Genomic DNA, 14,582 nt, shown 5'->3' with positions numbered 1-14,582 from the left:
CCCCCCTTTTTCTTGACGAATGTGAAATCCGGACGCGTCAGAGCTGCGCCGGGCCGGCCTCCTCCGGGGTCCGGGCCGACAGCGGCTCGGCGTGGTGGAAGACCATGACCGCCGACATCACGCCGGGCATCAGGTGGATGGCGGTCATGCGGTCGGCGATGCAGCCCTCGTGGGGACCTTCCACGGTCACCACCATGCGGCCCCGCTCCTCCGCATGGACCTCCACATCGCCCAGCGCGGCGACGGCGGCGCGCACGTCGGGGCTGCGCTCGGGCCGCAGATGGACGAGGATCGAGGCGATGTGCCATTCCGCCGACGCGTCGGCCGGCCCGTCTCGGGCGTCAGGATGCTTGGACGGTCTCATGGACGGTCTCCGCTGGGTGCAGGGTGACGGCGTCGGCGGGGCAGGCGGCCAGGCAGGCGCCGCATCCGGTGCAGGCGCCGTCCTCCACCGTGGGAACCGCCACGCCGCCCGGCGCCAGGGCGAAGCGGATGGCCGATTCCGGGCAGGCGTCGCGGCAGCTCCGGCAGACGATGCGGTTCATGGCGAGGCAGGACGGCGCCATCCGCGCCGTCAGCGTCCAGGGGCGGGCGGCGGCGCGGTCGAAGACCGCTTCTGGGCAGGCGTCGGCGCAGGCGGCGCAGAAGCTGCATTCACCGCGTCGGAAATCGATTTCCGGAAAGCCGCCGTCGCCCCGGCGGACGATCCCCTCCGGGCAGGCCTCGGCACAGGCGCCGCAGCGCGTGCACAGATCGGTGAAGCGGTCCGCGCGGGACCAGGGCGGGCGCAGCGGCGCCGGCGCGGCGCGGCGCTGTCCGCGCAGAAAGCCTCGCCGCCCCAAGTCGACGTGGTCATCGGCCATGGCGTCGCCCCCTCAGACCGGGGGCGGACCGGGCGGACCCATGATGAGTTGCGACATCCAGACCAGGAAGCCGTAGCCGCCCACAATGGCGACCGACAGGATCGGCCAGATCACCACCGCCAGGATCAGGAACATGGCGATCTCCCGCCGCTTTGCGCCGGGATCGGGCAGGGGCGGGTTGGCGGCGGGGCGTGCTGGGAAGCGGACGGGGTCCGGTAACGGGCCCTGGGATTGGCGGCGGTTCATGGCGGCTCCCGTTTATGGCGGGCGGTGGCGTTGCCGGCAGCCGGAAAGGCGGTCGGACGCCCCCAACAACAGGTTGCGCACGCCTTCTGTTCCACGCGGCCGGACTCAGGACGGAAGACACCGCCGGCGCGACGGCTCCAACGCCTCATCGATGGTCGCTGGAGCGAATAATTTGCCAGCCGAACTTTTTTTTGAGGGGGTACGGGATTAAGCGGCGCGCCGGACCGTAAACTGAGTGAAGAGGGGATAAGGAGGTCGGACGGCCTTGGTGTGATTTGGGTCTCCGGATTGTTTATTTCCGATTCGTACAGGGCATGCAGATTAGATCGACGACGAGGTTGCTGATGATCTGAAGTTCTGTAAGATTGGAACAGCCGTTCTTGGTGTAACGGCTTCTCCACTGTTGTGATCGTAAGTGAAGCGAACTCAATCAGAGGCCGCGCCTGCTTTGGCGCGGCCTTTTTTTTGTTATTTCGAAGTCATAGTACGAAAGTGAAGTGTCGCTGATGCTGGCCTTGCGCAGCGCATACCTTCAACGATAGTTGCGACAGCGAGGATTAATTGTGCTGTGATTCCTGAAACGGATGTTGTGTTCCGCTGATTGTGTGGTATACCAAGTACGAAATGCGGAACACCAAGCCTCTCCCAACGGTGGCGGTGGTGCTCCTGCCAAGATGCGAAGGGCACGCAAGCCCCAAAGAAAGGCAATGCGACAACAACCATCGGCCCCGCCCGGCTGAGTTGAGTGTTCGATCACCGCATTGGGGAGGAAGAGTAATGAGTCAGTCCATCGCTGCACCGCCTGGCGGCAAGCAGGCGCCCATTTCCGAAGGCGCGCGTTGGATGCAGATCGTCGTCGGCATCGTCTGTATGGTGGCCGCGGCCAACATCCAGTATGCCTGGACGCTGTTCGTGCCGGAAATCCAGGCCACCCATGGCTGGACCCGCGCTTCGATCCAGACCGCCTTCACCGTCTTCGTCGTCGTCCAGACCTGGCTGACCCCCATCGAAGGCTACTTCATCGACCGTTACGGCCCCCGCGTCATCGTCGCCTTCGGCGGCGTGATGACCGGCCTTTCCTGGATCATCGACAGCTACGCCGGCTCGCTTGGCATGCTCTATGTCGGCTCGGCCATCGGCGGCGTCGGCGTCGGCTGCGTCTACGCCACCTGCGTCAACAGCGCCATCAAGTGGTTCCCGGACAAGCGCGGCCTCGCCGTCGGCCTGACCGCGGGCGGCTACGGCGCCGGCTCGGCCCTGACCATCCTGCCGATCGCCAACATGATCCACTCCTCGGGCTATCAGGCGGCCTTCTTCTGGTTCGGCCTGCTGCAGGGCACGATCATCATCGCCGCTGCCTTCTTCCTGCGCGCCCCGCAGAAGGATCAGGTGAAGTCCTCGACCAAGGTCCTGCAGTCCCGCCGCGACTACACGCTGAAGGAAGCGCTGCAGACGCCGGTCTTCTGGGTCATGATGGTCATGTTCATCTGCACCGTGTCGGGCGGTCTGATGGCGGTGGCCCAGCTCGGCGTGATCGCCCACGATCTGGGCGTGAAGGAAGCCCCGATCAGCCTGTTCGGCATCACCATGGCGGCTCTGCCCTTCGCGCTGATGCTCGACCGCGTGATGAACGGCATCTCCCGTCCGCTGTTCGGCTTCATCTCCGACCACATCGGCCGTGAAGCGACGATGTTCATCGCCTTCACCTTCGAAGGCATCGGCATCCTGATGCTCAGCCGCTTCGGCCACGACCCGATCATGTTCCTGATCCTGTCGGGCATGGTGTTCCTGGCCTGGGGCGAAGTGTACAGCCTGTTCAGCGCGACCTCGGCGGACACCTTCGGCACCAAGCATGCGGCGAAGATCTACGGCGTGCTGTACTGCGCCAAGGGCATCGCGGCCCTCCTGGTCCCGCTGGGCAACCTGCTGATGGAAGCCACCGGCACCTGGGCGACCGTGCTCTACATCTGCGCCACCATGGATCTGTTCGCGGCGGTCTGCGCCATCACCGTCCTGCGGCCCATGCTGCGCAAGCACCATGCTCGCAACGCCGAACTCGCCGCCCAGCAGGGCACGGGTCCGGTCACGGCGGCGGCCAGCCCGTAACCTCCGCCTCAGCGGATCGACCGGAAGGGGACCACGCGCGTGGTCCCCTTTTCGGCGTTCCGGGCCGGCCTTGCCGTGTGGGACAGTGCCGAGCGGGGCAGGGGAACGAGGCGTGTCGGCGGAGGGGGCATGGGCAATCGACGGCGGAGTCACGGAATGGCAAAGGACGACGGCAGTTTCCGGCTGGTGGTCGCCTGCTCGCTGGGCGGGGTGGCGGTCAGCGTGGCCCTCGGCTCGCTGCTGCTGTCGCGATGGACGCCCCGGACGGAGAACACGGTGGTCGAACGGGCGATCCACAACATGGACCGGGAGACCTGCGAGCGGGTGCTGCACTCCTTCACGCAGCCACAGCCGGTGGGCACCCGCGTGCTGTGGCTGTGGGCGGAGGAATCGACGCCGGGTGTCTTCACCGGGGCGCCCTGGACGTCGCGGGTGACCGGGCCGGGCGTGCAGACGGCGGCGGCCGGGGCGGCTGGAGGGAGGAGCGGGGCGACGGCTGGCCGCTCCCCCCGTCCCTACGCCTTCGATCCGGCATCCCAGGTGGCGCCGGACGCGGCCTGCTCCTTCCCGAACAACTCCCTGCACATCGTGTCGGTGGAGTATCCGCCCAAGCCGGACGCCGCGCCGGCAACGGGCAAGCCGTAAGAAAGAAAAGGGCCGGCCGCGGGAAGCGGCCGGCCCTTTCTGGCAGGCGGTGCGCCGGATGGAAGCGCGCCTTACTCCTCGCGGTTGCCCATGAGCTGGAGGAGCATCTGGAAGAGGTTGATGAAGTTGAGGTAGAGCGAGAGGGCGCCCATGACGGCGAGCTTGGTGTTGCCCTCGTGGCCATGGCCCTCGGCGTATTCTTCCTTGATGCGCTGGGTGTCGTAGGCGGTCAGGCCGGTGAAGATCACCACGCCGATCACCGAGATGGCGAACTGCAGCGCGCTGGAGCCGACGAAGATGTTGACGAGGCTGGCGATGACGATGCCGATCAGGCCCATCATCAGGAACGAGCCCATCTTCGACAGGTCGGCCTTGGTGGTGTAGCCCCACAGGCTCATCGCCGCGAACATCGCCGCGGTGATGAAGAACACCCGCGCCACGCTGGCCCCGGTAAAGACCAGGAAGATCGACGCCATCGACACGCCCATCACCGCGCAGAAGGCCCAGAACAGCCCCTGCAACGCGGTCGCCGACATCGCGTGGAAGCGGAAGGACAGCACCATGATGAAGGCCAGCGGCGCCAGCATCACCACCCACTTCAGCGGGGTCGTGAAGATCGGCACGTACAGCGCCGGCGTGCTCGCCACGAACAGCGCCACCAGACCGGTCACGCCAAGGCCGAGCATCATGAAATTGTAGACCCGCAGCATGTGCTTGCGCAGGCCCTCGTCGAACGCCGCGCCATAGGCCGGCGCTGCGCTGCCGAATTGGTTGCCGTAGAAGGGTCCGCTCATTGTCTCACCATGTCCTTCGGATGCTTATCGTTCAGAGGCTTGTCGTTCAGCGCGCTTGGATCAGAACCACGCCATGCGGGCGTCGCGGGCGTGGGCCAGGATTTCCTTTTCCGACTGCTCGCCGCACAGCGCGTAGACCGTCGTCCCGACCTGCCAGTAGGCGACCGAGACGTTGCCGATGCGCTCCGCCTGGGGTTCGGTGACGGCGAAGCGGTCGACCTCGCTGGCGAACAGCGTGATCAACTGCGACCCGCCGTGGCGGTAGGCCGCCTGCACCGCGACTCCGCCGTCCCAGGCCACCGTGCGCAGCCCGTCCGGCGCCTGCCCGATGTCGAGCTGCGGGATCGGCACCGCGACCTCCGGGTTGGCGGGGGCGAGCCGGTTGACCAGGGATTGGGCGGCGTCGGCGAAGGGCTTGAAGTCGATTCCGCTGTGCAGCGCCTGCTGGTGGGTCTGCGCCGCGATGGTGATGTAGTGGGTGGCCGCGTGGGCCGTTGCGACGGGGTTGACCGACAGGGACGACACCGCGCTGTGCGCCGTCCAGCCGAGCCCGACGAGGCAGAGAGCCGCGACGGCCCGCCGCCCGCGGCCTGAGCCGTTGGCGGCGCGCGCCCGCGCCCGGTTCATCAGCTCCGCCGCCGGGCGGCGCCACAGCGCGCCCCACTGCTTGCGACGCGGCAGCGGCGCGCCGGCGCCGACAGCCGGCTGGGCCGCGGCGGGAGCCGGGGAAGCAACCGGTTCGGGCGCGGCCATCTCCGGCTCCGCCTTTTCCACGGCCGGGCCGGCGATGAACAGGCGGATCTCGTCGCGCACCCGCATGTCGTGCATGACGCGGGCGGCCTCCTCCGGGTTGGCCTCCAGATAGGCTTCCACCTCGATGCGGCGTTGCGCGTCAAGCTCGCCGTCCACATAGGCGTTCAGGTCGATGTCGCTGATCGGTTCGTTCATCGTCATTTCACCACGCGCAACGGGGGGCGCTGGACCCGGTCTGATGGAGTTCGGTCGGACTGGTCTGACGCCGGCTGGCGCCCGCCACCCGTCTTGGCCCGCAGCGCGTCGCGCGCACGGCCCAGACGGGACATCAGGGTGCCCACGGGGATGCCCAGGCACTCCGCGGCGTCCCGGTAGGACATGCCGTCGAGCGCCACCAGCACCAGGGCCTCCCGCTGTTCGACCGGCAAGGTCATCAGGGCCGCGATGGTCTGGCCGAGATGGACGTGGCTCAACTGCGCGGGCGGGGAGCCTTCCTCCGCCATCGAACTGAGCTCGCCGGTCGCTTGGCGTTCGGCCTGCTGGCGCCGCCAGCGGTCCACGAACGTGTTGTGGACGATGGCGAGCAGCCACTTGCGCAGGTCGCGCCCGTCCGTGAAGGACGACGCCCCCTCGATGGCCTTGACGAGCGCCTCCTGGACGAGGTCCTCCGCCTGGTCGGGGTCGCGCATCAGGACCAGGGCGTAGCGCCGCAGAACGTCCAAATGCTGTCCCAGCTCGTCTTTCATCACCGTCCCGGATTGGTTCTTCACACTCGGCATACGGATCATGCCGTGGCTTAATCCGCTCCGGGGGAAAAAATCGCCACGGGATTGGCTTGCGCGCGGACGCGGGGCGGAGTAGGTCAGAAGCGCCTGGAGCCCTGGAGAATGCTGGGGTTCCTCCATGAACAAGGGGAGTAGGGAATGACGAAGGCCGATCTCATCGACGCGATCGCCGGCAAGCTGGGCGGCACCAAGGCCGACGCCGGCAAGGCGCTGGATGCGGTTCTGGAAAGCCTGCAGGACGCGCTGGTCAAGGGGGAGACGGTCAAGCTGCCGGGCTTCGGCCAGTTCGAGATCGCCGAGCGCGGCGAGCGCACGGGCCGCAACCCGCAGACCGGTGCGGAGATCAAGATCGCCGCCTCCAAGGCGCCGAAGTTCTCCGCCGGCAAGGCCCTCAAGGACGCCGTCAACGGCAAGGCCGAGTAAGCCTTCCGCAAGGACGATCCTTGTATCGGATGAAGGGGCGGCGGCAACGCCGCCCCTTTCGTCTTTCCAAATTTCTTGGTGACGACATGAGCAGCAACAACATCTACCGCTGGATCAAGGTCGAGGGCCGGTGGGAGCCGGCGCAGCAACTGGCCGATGGCTCCTACATGCCGGTCGGCGACATCGTGCCGCTGTCCGCCCGCAGCGTGAAGGTCGGCCCGGTGATCGAGCCGCCGCCCCGCAACGCCGCCCCCAAGGACGACGTCGGCGAATAGGGCTGACGCCCGGTCCTATCCGGTCGTCCCGACCCGGTCGAGCATGGCGCGGACGGCGCCGATCGCCGCCTGGAAGCTGAAGGGCTTGTGCAGAACGCGCAGGCGGTCGGACTCGGGGTGCCAAAGGGCGCCGCTGTCGGCGGTCATGACGATCACCGGCAGGGCGGGCCGCCGCGCCCGCGTCCGGCGAATCAGTTCGTTGCCATCCATCACCGGCATGCGCAGGTCGGTCATCAGCAGCGACGCCGGACCGCTTTCCAGCGCGGTGATGGCTTCCAACCCGTTGTGGGTCAGCGTGACGCGCAGTCCCTGGCCTTCCAGCGTGTCGGCAAGGGCCAGGGCTTCGAGGCGCTCATCCTCGGCGACGAGGATGTGGGGAACGGACTCCATGGTTCGGCCTGACAGTGCAACGCAAAGGGAGTAAGGGGTACGTTGCGGCCGGCCGAATGGATTTCCCCAGATTGCGGAGGGGGATCGGAACGCTGGGGATCAGGCGCCGTGGTTCAAGCGCACTCGGCCAGCTCGGCCAGGGCTTCCGCGTCCAGCAGCTCGACCCGGCCGCCGTCCAGGATGCGGATCAGGCGCGAGGTCTTCAGCTTGGTGAAGCCGCGGGACACGGTTTCCGTGGTCAGACCGAGATGGTCGGCGATGTCGCAACGGCTCATCGGCAGGGCGATGGCCCGGCCGGCACCGGCCCGGCGGCTGAGCGCCAGCAGGAAGCTCGCCAGCTTCTCCAGCGCCGACTTGCGGCCCAGCAGCAGCATCTGGTCCTGCGCCGCCACCAGCTCGGAGGTGGTGACCGACAGCAGCCGGCGGGCCAGGGCGGGCTGGGCGTCGAGCAGGGCGTCGAGCTGGCAGCGCGGGATGCGCTGGACGGTGGAGGCGGTGATCGCCTCGGCCGAGTAGAGGTAGCGGTCGGCGAAGGCCAGCCCGACCATGTCGCCGGCCTGGAGGAAACCGATGATCTGGCGGCGCCCGTCCGGCAGCAGCTTGTAGAGGCGGATCATGCCGTCGACCACCCGGAAGACGGCGTCGGCGGCCTCGCCCTCGGCGAAGATGGACTGCTCGCGGTCGAACACCCGGAACTGGGCGATGGCGGCCAGCGGGTCGATGTCGTTGGCGGCGAAACCGGCGGCGGGACGGGAGGGGGCGACACGCGGCATCGCCATCACGGCGGCCTGATGACCGTGCGGAACGCGCGTCGGCTGGGCGGCGATGGCGGTGTGAGCGTGCATGTCGGGCCCCTCGGCGTTCGTGGAAGCGGCCCGTCCCTGTGGGGCAACCGCTCGATGAGCCGAAGTTATGCGCTGCGAGGTACCCTGTGCAGTTCGGTCTTGTACCTAAGGGGCTTTGCGTACGTAAGACTACCTAGGGGCCATTGCGGAGACCTCGGTGGACGCCTCGGTGGACGCCTCGGTGGATGCATGGGGGCGGAGGGGGTGCAGGGATGCTCACCCTCCCTGCACCAGCCGTTCGAACAGGTCCTCCGACCCCATCTGCCCGCCCTTGAGCATCAGCTCGGTGCCGTCGGTGGGCGGGTGCGCGCTGTGGGTCAGGCTGACCGTCACGCCGGGGCTGAGCGCCGTCCGGTAGGACAGGCCCCACAGGCCCAGCGCCTTCACCGCCTTGCTGGAGGTGTCGCCCCCGGCGATGCCCATACGGCGCAGCGGCACCGCGCGGGCGACCGAGGCGACGAAATCCGCGGTGGCGTCGGCGATGGCGGCGGACTGGGCGGTGTCGGGCGTCTCGCCCTCCGCCGGGGCGGTCCACACCAGCACGTTCCGGCCCTGGCCCAGCAGGCCGGCGATCTCGCTCCGCAGCCGCTCGCGGTAGGCGGGATCGCGACACAGGGCGCCGGCGTCCGCCGGCATCCGGTGGAAGGAGTTCGCCGCAGCGATCTGCCGGCGGGTAACCGGCGACAGGCTGCCGGCCAGCACGAAGACCGGCCCCTCCGCCGGGGCCAGGGGCGCGTCGCCGACCGTCCCGTCGCGCGCCCATTGGGTGGCCAGCGCCTGGACCACGCCGCTCGGCCCGACCGCCAGCAGGGGCGAGCGCCGCGCCCGCTCCCAGATCAGTCGCCCGACGGGCGCCAGATCCTCCGCCCAGGCGATGTCCAGAAGGACGGCGGGTGCGCCACCCAACACCATCCGGTCGAGCTTCTCGTCCAGCGCCCCGGCGTCCAACCCGTAATCCGGGTAGTGCAGGGCGCCCATGCCCTCCAGCCCCTGCGCGGAGAGGTGGAGGCGCAGGTCGGCCTCCGTCATCGGCGTCACCGGATGGGCTTTCATGGTCGGGTGGCGGTCGATGCGGTGGACCGTCCCGCCGGTGCCCGCCGCGGCGAACAGCGTGCTGAACAGGCAATAGCGCCCGATGTTCGGCTGGCCGCCGACCACTGGCAGGAAGCGGTTGGGGAAGAAGGGCCGCAGGGCCGCCACCGCCGCCCCGATGCTGCCCACCCGCGGCGCGCTGTCGAAGGTCGAGCAGCACTTGTAGTGCATCACCGGCACGCCGAGCCCGGCGAAGAAGCGCCCCACCGGCTCCAGCTCCGCCCGCAGGGACTCCGGGTCCATGGTGCGCGACGCCCCGGCGATCCCCAGCGCGTCCAGCGGGCCGAGGCCGGCCAGCCGCTCCGCGTCGGGAATCTCCAGAAGCAGCAGCGCCCGCTGCCCGGCCTTCGCCAGCGTGGCCAGCGTGTCGGTGGCCCCGGTGAAGTCGTCCCCGTACCAGCCCAGCCGGGGCGGCGGATGGCTCGTCACTTGGAGGCTCCGAAGAACTCCAGGGCGCGCTTCAGCTCCGGCCGGGTCGCGGCGGCGTCCGACAGGGTGACGCCCTCGCGCACCGCCGCCCAGGCCTGGCGGATGCTCGTCACGCCGGCGGCGGGGCCATCCGGATGGGCCATGATGCCGCCGCCGGACATGAACAGCAGATCGTCCGTCCCCACCGCGTCCCAGGTGACGGGGACGGTTCCCGCCCACTGGCCGGAGGAGAAGGCCGGCATCACCGCGTCGTCGCAGCCCTCGGCCAGCGGCGCGAGGCAGGACTTCGCGCCGTCGATGACCTCCGCGTCGGGCTGAGCGAACTTGCCCTGAAGGCCGTGGACGTGCATGTGGTCCACCCCGGCGAGCCGCCACAGCGTCTGGTAGGCGTCGAAGCCGATGCCCAGGCGGGGGTGGCGCGACAGGGCGCCGAAGCCGTTGCGGTGGCCGTGCAGCACCAGCCCGCTGTGCCGGCGCAGAGTCTGCACGGCGGAGAAGCCGCACCAGTTCAGGCTGACCATCACGCAGCTGCCGCCCTCGCGCTCCACCAGATCGGCGTGGCGGCGCATGGCGTCCGTCTCGTCGCTGATGTTGAAGGCGACCATGACGTGCTTGCCGGTGCGGTCCTGGTGGCGGCGCACCCGGTCCATCACCGCCGGCACGCGCTGGGCCAGCGGGGCGTGGACCGGATCGGCGCAGATCTCGTCGTCCTTGATGAAGTCCAGCCCGGCGGCGCAGAGCGTGCCGACCAGCTCGCCGGTTTCCTCCGCCGACAGGCCGAGGTTCGGCTTGATGATGGAGCCGACCAGCGCCCCGCGCTCCACCCCGGTCAGCCGCCGCGTGCCGGCCACGCCGTGCCGCGGCGCGTCGAACTGTTTGCGGTACGCGGCGGGCAGGCGCACGGAGTCGAGCCGCAGGCCGGTGACCTCGCCCAGGTCGAACAGGTTGCCGGCCACCGTCGCGGCCAGCGTCGGCAGGTTGGCGCCGACGTTGCCGGTGGGGAAGCTGATGGTGACGCGGGCACGCCGCCATGGTCCCGGCCGCTTCTGCCGTTCCAGCCACGTGTTCGGCAGGCTGGGGGAGGAGGCGGGTTCCAGCTCCTCCAGCCGTTCCACCACGGCGCGGGCGCGGGCGCGCAGGTCGTCCGTCTCGCCGTGGACGCGGGTGAAGGTGCCGCAGGACTGCTCCCCGGCCATGACCTCCGCCACCTTGGCGGGGTCCAGCGGGGTCTCGATCAGATAGGTCGCCTCGAAGCGGTCGGAGCGCATGGCGAGACTCACAGGCGGCTGAGGTCGGGGAAGGGCCGGACCGGATCGCGGCCGTCCCAGTCGAGGGAGGCGTTGCGGATCAGGTCGAACATCTTGCCCTTCGGCCCGGCAACCTCCGACAGCTCGATCACCGTGCCGGGGTGGTATTCGGTGTCGAAATAGACGAAGCGGCCCTTCTCGCCGACCTCGCCGCTCATCACCGGCTTGAAGCCTTGGCCGGTCAGCCGCTCCAGGTCGGCGTCGTAGTTCTCGGTCCAGTAGGCGACGTGCTGGAGCCCGGTGCGGCCCGCCTTCAGGAAGTCGCGGTACATCGACGGCGCGTCGTTGCGGGTCTGGATCAGCTCCATCTGCAGCGGCCCGGAGTTGGCGAGCGCCACCGAGTTGTGAACCTCGTACCGCTCCCCGCGGTAGGTGTAGTTCTTGATCGGAACCCGCTCGTTGTAGAACCACGGGCCGATGCCCAGGGTGCGGCTCCAGTAATCCATGGCGGCTTCGATGTCGTCGACGACGTAGCCAGCCTGCCGGATCTGGCCGAAGAATCGGCTCATGAAGGAACTCCTGATTTTATCGTTATGGGGGGACCGGCAAGACTTCAGTAGGGAAGGAAGCCGGTGGAAATCCACGGAATGGCGGCGACCACGATCAGGCCCACGAGAAGGGCGGCGACGTAGCCCCAGATGTGCTTCAGACCTTCGTCCGGACTGACCTTGCTGATGGCGCAGGCGCCGTAGTAGCCGACGCCGAAGGGCGGGGCGAACAGGCCGATGCCCATGGCGAAGATCACGACCATCGCGTAATGCACCTCGTGCACCCCGGCGTCGCGGGCGATGGGGAACAGCAGCGGGCCGAACAGGACGATGGCGGGGATGCCCTCCAGAACGCTGCCCAGGATGATAAAGGCGACGATGGAGATGGCGAGGAAGCCGTAGCCGCCGCCGGGGATGTCGGCCATCCACAGGGCCAGCGCGCGGGAGAAGCCGGACTGCGTCAGACCCCAGGCCATGGCGGTGGCACAGCCGACGATGAAGATGATCGCCCCGGTCAGCGACGCCGTCTCGATCAGCATCGGCTTCAGCCGCGCCCAGTCGAACTGGCGGTAGACCAGCAGGCCCATGAGGGTGGAGTAGGCGATGCCGATGGTCGACACCTCGGTCGCCGTCGCCACACCTTCCACCACCGCGGCGCGGATGACGAAGGGCAGCAGGATGGCCGGCAGGGCGGCCACGGCCAGCCGGGCGATCTCCGACGCCGGCGGGCGGCGGATGTGGCTCAGGTCCTCATGGCGGTAGCGCCACCAGACGACGGCGCAGAGCGCCGCACCCAGCACCACCGCCGGCAGCAGGCCGCCCGCGAACAGCGCCGCGATGGACACGCCGGTGACCGAGCCGATGGTGATGAGGACGATGGAGGGCGGGATGGTCTCGGTCTGCGCGCCGGTGGCCGACAGCAGGGCGACGAGGTCGCCGGGAGGGGCGCCGCGCTTCTTCATCTCCGGGAACAGCACCGGCGCGATGGCCGCCATGTCGGCGATCTTCGAGCCGGAAATGCCCGACACCAGATACATCGCCCCGATCAGCACGTAGGACAGGCCGCCGCGGACATGGCCGAGCAGGCTGGCGAGGAACTGGATCATGGCGCGGGCCATGCCGGTCATCTCGATCAGCAGGCCGAGGAAGACGAACAGCGGCACCGCCAGCAGGATCAGGTGCGACATGCCCTCGTCCAGCCGCCCGACCATGACGAGCAGCGGGGTCGAGGTGGTCAGCGCCAGATAGCCGAAGGTGGCCAGCGCGAAGGAGAAGGCGATGGGCACACCGCCGAACACGCAGGCGGCGACCACGCCGACGAAGAAGATGACGAGGTTGGCCTGCCCCAGCGGCTTCAGCGCCGGACCGGCCAGCCAGAAGGCCACGGTCACCGCCGCCGTCAGGGCCACCGCCGCGAGCGTGATCCGGAGGTTGCGCAGCCGCATCAGCCGGATCAGCGCCACCACGGCCATCAGCCCCAGCCCGGTCGGCAGGGCCGCCGCGCGCCAGGCGTTGCTGATCTCCAGCGCCGGGGTGACGATGAACTGCTCCTCCATGGCGTAGTCCAGGGCGGGGTGCAGGATCATCGCCAGGAAGGCGATGGGGGCCGTGATTGCCAGCGTCTCCAGCAGGGCGCGCGGCGTCGGGCCGACGCGGCTGACCAGACCGGTCATCCGCATGTGCTCGCCGCGGCGCAGCGCCACCACGGCGCCCAGCATGGACAGCCACAGGAAGAGGATGGAGGCCAGCTCGTCCGACCACACCAGCGGCGCGTGGAAGACGTAGCGCGCCGTCACCCCGGCCAGCAGGATGGCGATCTCGGCCAGAACGATGAGGGCGGCCACGCCCTCCACCGTCGCGGCGAGGCCGCGGTCCAGCCGATCGGTCCAGGAACCGCCGGACGCGGCCCCTGGCATGGCGCCGCCCTCGTCGAGCGCCGTCGCGTGGTGAGACAAAGCCGCACCCTCCCTTCCCGTGTTGTCCACAGCCGTTCGTTAGGCGAGCTTGCCGACGGCGCCTTCCAGCAGCGCCCAGGCCTCGTCGCCGAAGCGGCCCTTCCATTCGCCGTAGAAGCCGCTGTCGCGGAGCTTGGCGCGGAAGCTGTCGGGGGAGGGCTGGTTGAAGGTCAGGCCCTTGGACTGGAGGTCGGCCTGCACCGACTGGTTCAGCGCCTTGATGTCCTCGCGCTGCTGGACGCCGGCGTCGTTGATCGCGGTGGAGACGATCTTCTGCAGGTCGGGGGGCAGGCCGCGCCACGCGCGCCCGTTGGCGATGAACCAGAAGCCGTCCCAGATGTGGTTGGACAGGGCGCAGTACTTCTGCACCTCGTACAGCTTGGCGACCTGGATGATCGGCAGCGGGTTCTCCTGCGCGTCGACGATGCGCGTCTGGAGGGAGGAATAGACCTCCGAGAACTGGAGGCTGGCCGGGGCGGCGGACAGCGACTTGAACATGGCGATGCTGAGCGGGCTGACCGGCACGCGGATCTTCAGCCCGTCCATGTCGGCGGCGGTCTGGATCGGCTTGGCCCCGCTGGTCATCTGGCGGAAGCCGTTGTCCCACATCTTCTCGAAGGCGTGCAGGCCGACCTTGGAGATGGCGCCGCGCACATGCTCGCCCAGCTTGCCGTCCATGGCGGACCACACCTGCCCGTAGTCGGCGAAGGCGAAGCCGACGGCGTTGATGGCGGCCACCGGGACCAGCGTGGCGATGACCAGCGCCGACGGCGTGAAGAAGGTGATGCCGCCGCTGCGCACCTGCGACAGCATGTCGGTGTCGCCGCCGAGCTGGTTGTTCGGGAAGATCTGGATGTCGACGCGGCCGTTGGTCTCGCGGCGGATGCGCTCCGCCGCCTCGTGCGAGCGGACGTTCAGCGGGTGGGTCAGCGGCAGGTTGTTGCCGTACTTGAAATCGAACTCGGCGGCGCGGGCGATGCGCGGCGCGCCGATCAGGGTGGCTGTGCCGGCCCCCGCGGCCAACCCGGCAACCATCCCGGCCGCCGGAGTGGCGGCCAGCCCCTTGAGCATCGTGCGGCGCGACAGCGGGTTCATGCTTTCCTCCCAGGAAACGTTGATGTAGTTTGATGTTCGACGGTGATTGTTGGTTGGACGGTATGTGCGCGAATGGCCGGTGTCAAACGCG

17 protein-coding genes are annotated in these 14,582 nt (G+C 69.0%); 4 read left to right on the top strand and 13 right to left on the bottom strand.

From position 1 onward, the window contains the following. Positions 1 to 37 precede the first annotated feature (37 nt). From FBZ83_RS08080 to napE, 3 genes are read right to left on the bottom strand one after another with little or no spacing between them, the layout of a single operon-like run. Positions 38 to 364, bottom strand: coding sequence for a chaperone NapD (locus tag FBZ83_RS08080; RefSeq protein ID WP_145681958.1), 327 nt, complete (start codon positions 362 to 364; stop codon positions 38 to 40). After that, on the bottom strand, positions 342 to 863 hold the full coding sequence (napF, locus tag FBZ83_RS08075; RefSeq protein WP_145681957.1) for a ferredoxin-type protein NapF: 522 nt from the start codon (positions 861 to 863) through the stop codon (positions 342 to 344). Before napF ends, FBZ83_RS08080 begins: the two co-directional genes overlap by 23 nt. A 12-nt stretch (positions 864 to 875) precedes the next feature. Continuing rightward, positions 876 to 1,109, bottom strand: a complete 234-nt coding sequence (gene napE / locus FBZ83_RS08070; RefSeq protein ID WP_145681956.1) for a periplasmic nitrate reductase, NapE protein — start codon at positions 1,107 to 1,109, stop codon at positions 876 to 878. Between the two features lie 777 nt (positions 1,110 to 1,886). Between napE and oxlT the strand changes: the two genes are divergently transcribed. Then, complete coding sequence (gene oxlT, locus FBZ83_RS08065) at positions 1,887 to 3,215, top strand: oxalate/formate MFS antiporter (protein WP_137105898.1); 1,329 nt, start codon at positions 1,887 to 1,889, stop codon at positions 3,213 to 3,215. 156 nt (positions 3,216 to 3,371) lie between these two features. After that, entirely contained in the window at positions 3,372 to 3,860 is a 489-nt protein-coding gene (locus FBZ83_RS08060) for a hypothetical protein (protein ID WP_145681955.1), read from the top strand. A gap of 71 nt (positions 3,861 to 3,931) precedes the next feature. On the opposite strand, the gene FBZ83_RS08055 is transcribed toward FBZ83_RS08060, so the two are convergent. Genes FBZ83_RS08055 through FBZ83_RS08045 form a run of 3 tightly spaced genes read right to left on the bottom strand, consistent with a single transcriptional unit; the run spans position 3,932 to position 6,153 of the window. Then, on the bottom strand, positions 3,932 to 4,654 hold the full coding sequence (locus FBZ83_RS08055) for a Bax inhibitor-1/YccA family protein (protein WP_109139186.1): 723 nt from the start codon (positions 4,652 to 4,654) through the stop codon (positions 3,932 to 3,934). Positions 4,655 to 4,714: 60 nt separating this feature from the next. After that, on the bottom strand, positions 4,715 to 5,602 hold the full coding sequence (locus FBZ83_RS08050) for an anti-sigma factor family protein (RefSeq protein ID WP_145681954.1): 888 nt from the start codon (positions 5,600 to 5,602) through the stop codon (positions 4,715 to 4,717). A gap of 2 nt (positions 5,603 to 5,604) precedes the next feature. After that, positions 5,605 to 6,153: a sigma-70 family RNA polymerase sigma factor gene (locus FBZ83_RS08045; RefSeq protein ID WP_035683374.1), complete on the bottom strand. Its 549-nt coding sequence runs from the start codon at positions 6,151 to 6,153 to the stop codon at positions 5,605 to 5,607. A 177-nt stretch (positions 6,154 to 6,330) separates the two neighbouring features. On the opposite strand from FBZ83_RS08045, the gene FBZ83_RS08040 reads away from it, so the two are divergent. Further along, positions 6,331 to 6,615: an HU family DNA-binding protein gene (locus FBZ83_RS08040; protein ID WP_014241890.1), complete on the top strand. Its 285-nt coding sequence runs from the start codon at positions 6,331 to 6,333 to the stop codon at positions 6,613 to 6,615. Between the two features lie 86 nt (positions 6,616 to 6,701). Then, complete coding sequence (locus tag FBZ83_RS08035) at positions 6,702 to 6,890, top strand: hypothetical protein (RefSeq protein ID WP_145681953.1); 189 nt, start codon at positions 6,702 to 6,704, stop codon at positions 6,888 to 6,890. Between the two features lie 15 nt (positions 6,891 to 6,905). Here FBZ83_RS08035 and FBZ83_RS08030 read toward each other — a convergent pair whose 3' ends face one another. From FBZ83_RS08030 to FBZ83_RS08000, 7 genes are all read right to left on the bottom strand, one after another. Beyond that, positions 6,906 to 7,280, bottom strand: a complete 375-nt coding sequence (locus FBZ83_RS08030; RefSeq protein ID WP_137105902.1) for a response regulator — start codon at positions 7,278 to 7,280, stop codon at positions 6,906 to 6,908. A gap of 113 nt (positions 7,281 to 7,393) precedes the next feature. Further along, positions 7,394 to 8,125 carry a helix-turn-helix domain-containing protein gene (locus FBZ83_RS08025; protein WP_145681952.1) on the bottom strand — a complete coding sequence of 244 codons (732 nt, stop codon included), beginning with the start codon at positions 8,123 to 8,125 and terminating at the stop codon, positions 7,394 to 7,396. A gap of 216 nt (positions 8,126 to 8,341) precedes the next feature. Beyond that, positions 8,342 to 9,646: a four-carbon acid sugar kinase family protein gene (locus FBZ83_RS08020; RefSeq protein WP_145681951.1), complete on the bottom strand. Its 1,305-nt coding sequence runs from the start codon at positions 9,644 to 9,646 to the stop codon at positions 8,342 to 8,344. Then, on the bottom strand, positions 9,643 to 10,914 hold the full coding sequence (locus FBZ83_RS08015; protein WP_145681950.1) for a ribulose-bisphosphate carboxylase large subunit family protein: 1,272 nt from the start codon (positions 10,912 to 10,914) through the stop codon (positions 9,643 to 9,645). The genes FBZ83_RS08020 and FBZ83_RS08015 overlap by 4 nt, the downstream gene beginning before the upstream one ends. A gap of 8 nt (positions 10,915 to 10,922) precedes the next feature. Continuing rightward, the gene (locus FBZ83_RS08010; protein ID WP_035679790.1) at positions 10,923 to 11,462 is read right to left on the bottom strand and encodes a VOC family protein; all 540 of its coding nucleotides are present in this window, start codon (positions 11,460 to 11,462) and stop codon (positions 10,923 to 10,925) included. A 44-nt stretch (positions 11,463 to 11,506) separates the two neighbouring features. Next, positions 11,507 to 13,396 (bottom strand): TRAP transporter large permease subunit, encoded by a 1,890-nt coding sequence (locus FBZ83_RS08005; protein ID WP_247888211.1) that lies wholly within the window; start codon positions 13,394 to 13,396, stop codon positions 11,507 to 11,509. Positions 13,397 to 13,435: 39 nt separating this feature from the next. After that, positions 13,436 to 14,491 (bottom strand): TRAP transporter substrate-binding protein, encoded by a 1,056-nt coding sequence (locus tag FBZ83_RS08000; RefSeq protein WP_145681949.1) that lies wholly within the window; start codon positions 14,489 to 14,491, stop codon positions 13,436 to 13,438. Positions 14,492 to 14,582 lie beyond the last annotated feature (91 nt).

It is taken from the genome of Azospirillum brasilense (genome assembly GCF_007827815.1).
GTDB lineage: Bacteria > Pseudomonadota > Alphaproteobacteria > Azospirillales > Azospirillaceae > Azospirillum > Azospirillum brasilense_C.
This window is presented reverse-complemented; position numbering and strand designations above follow the sequence as displayed.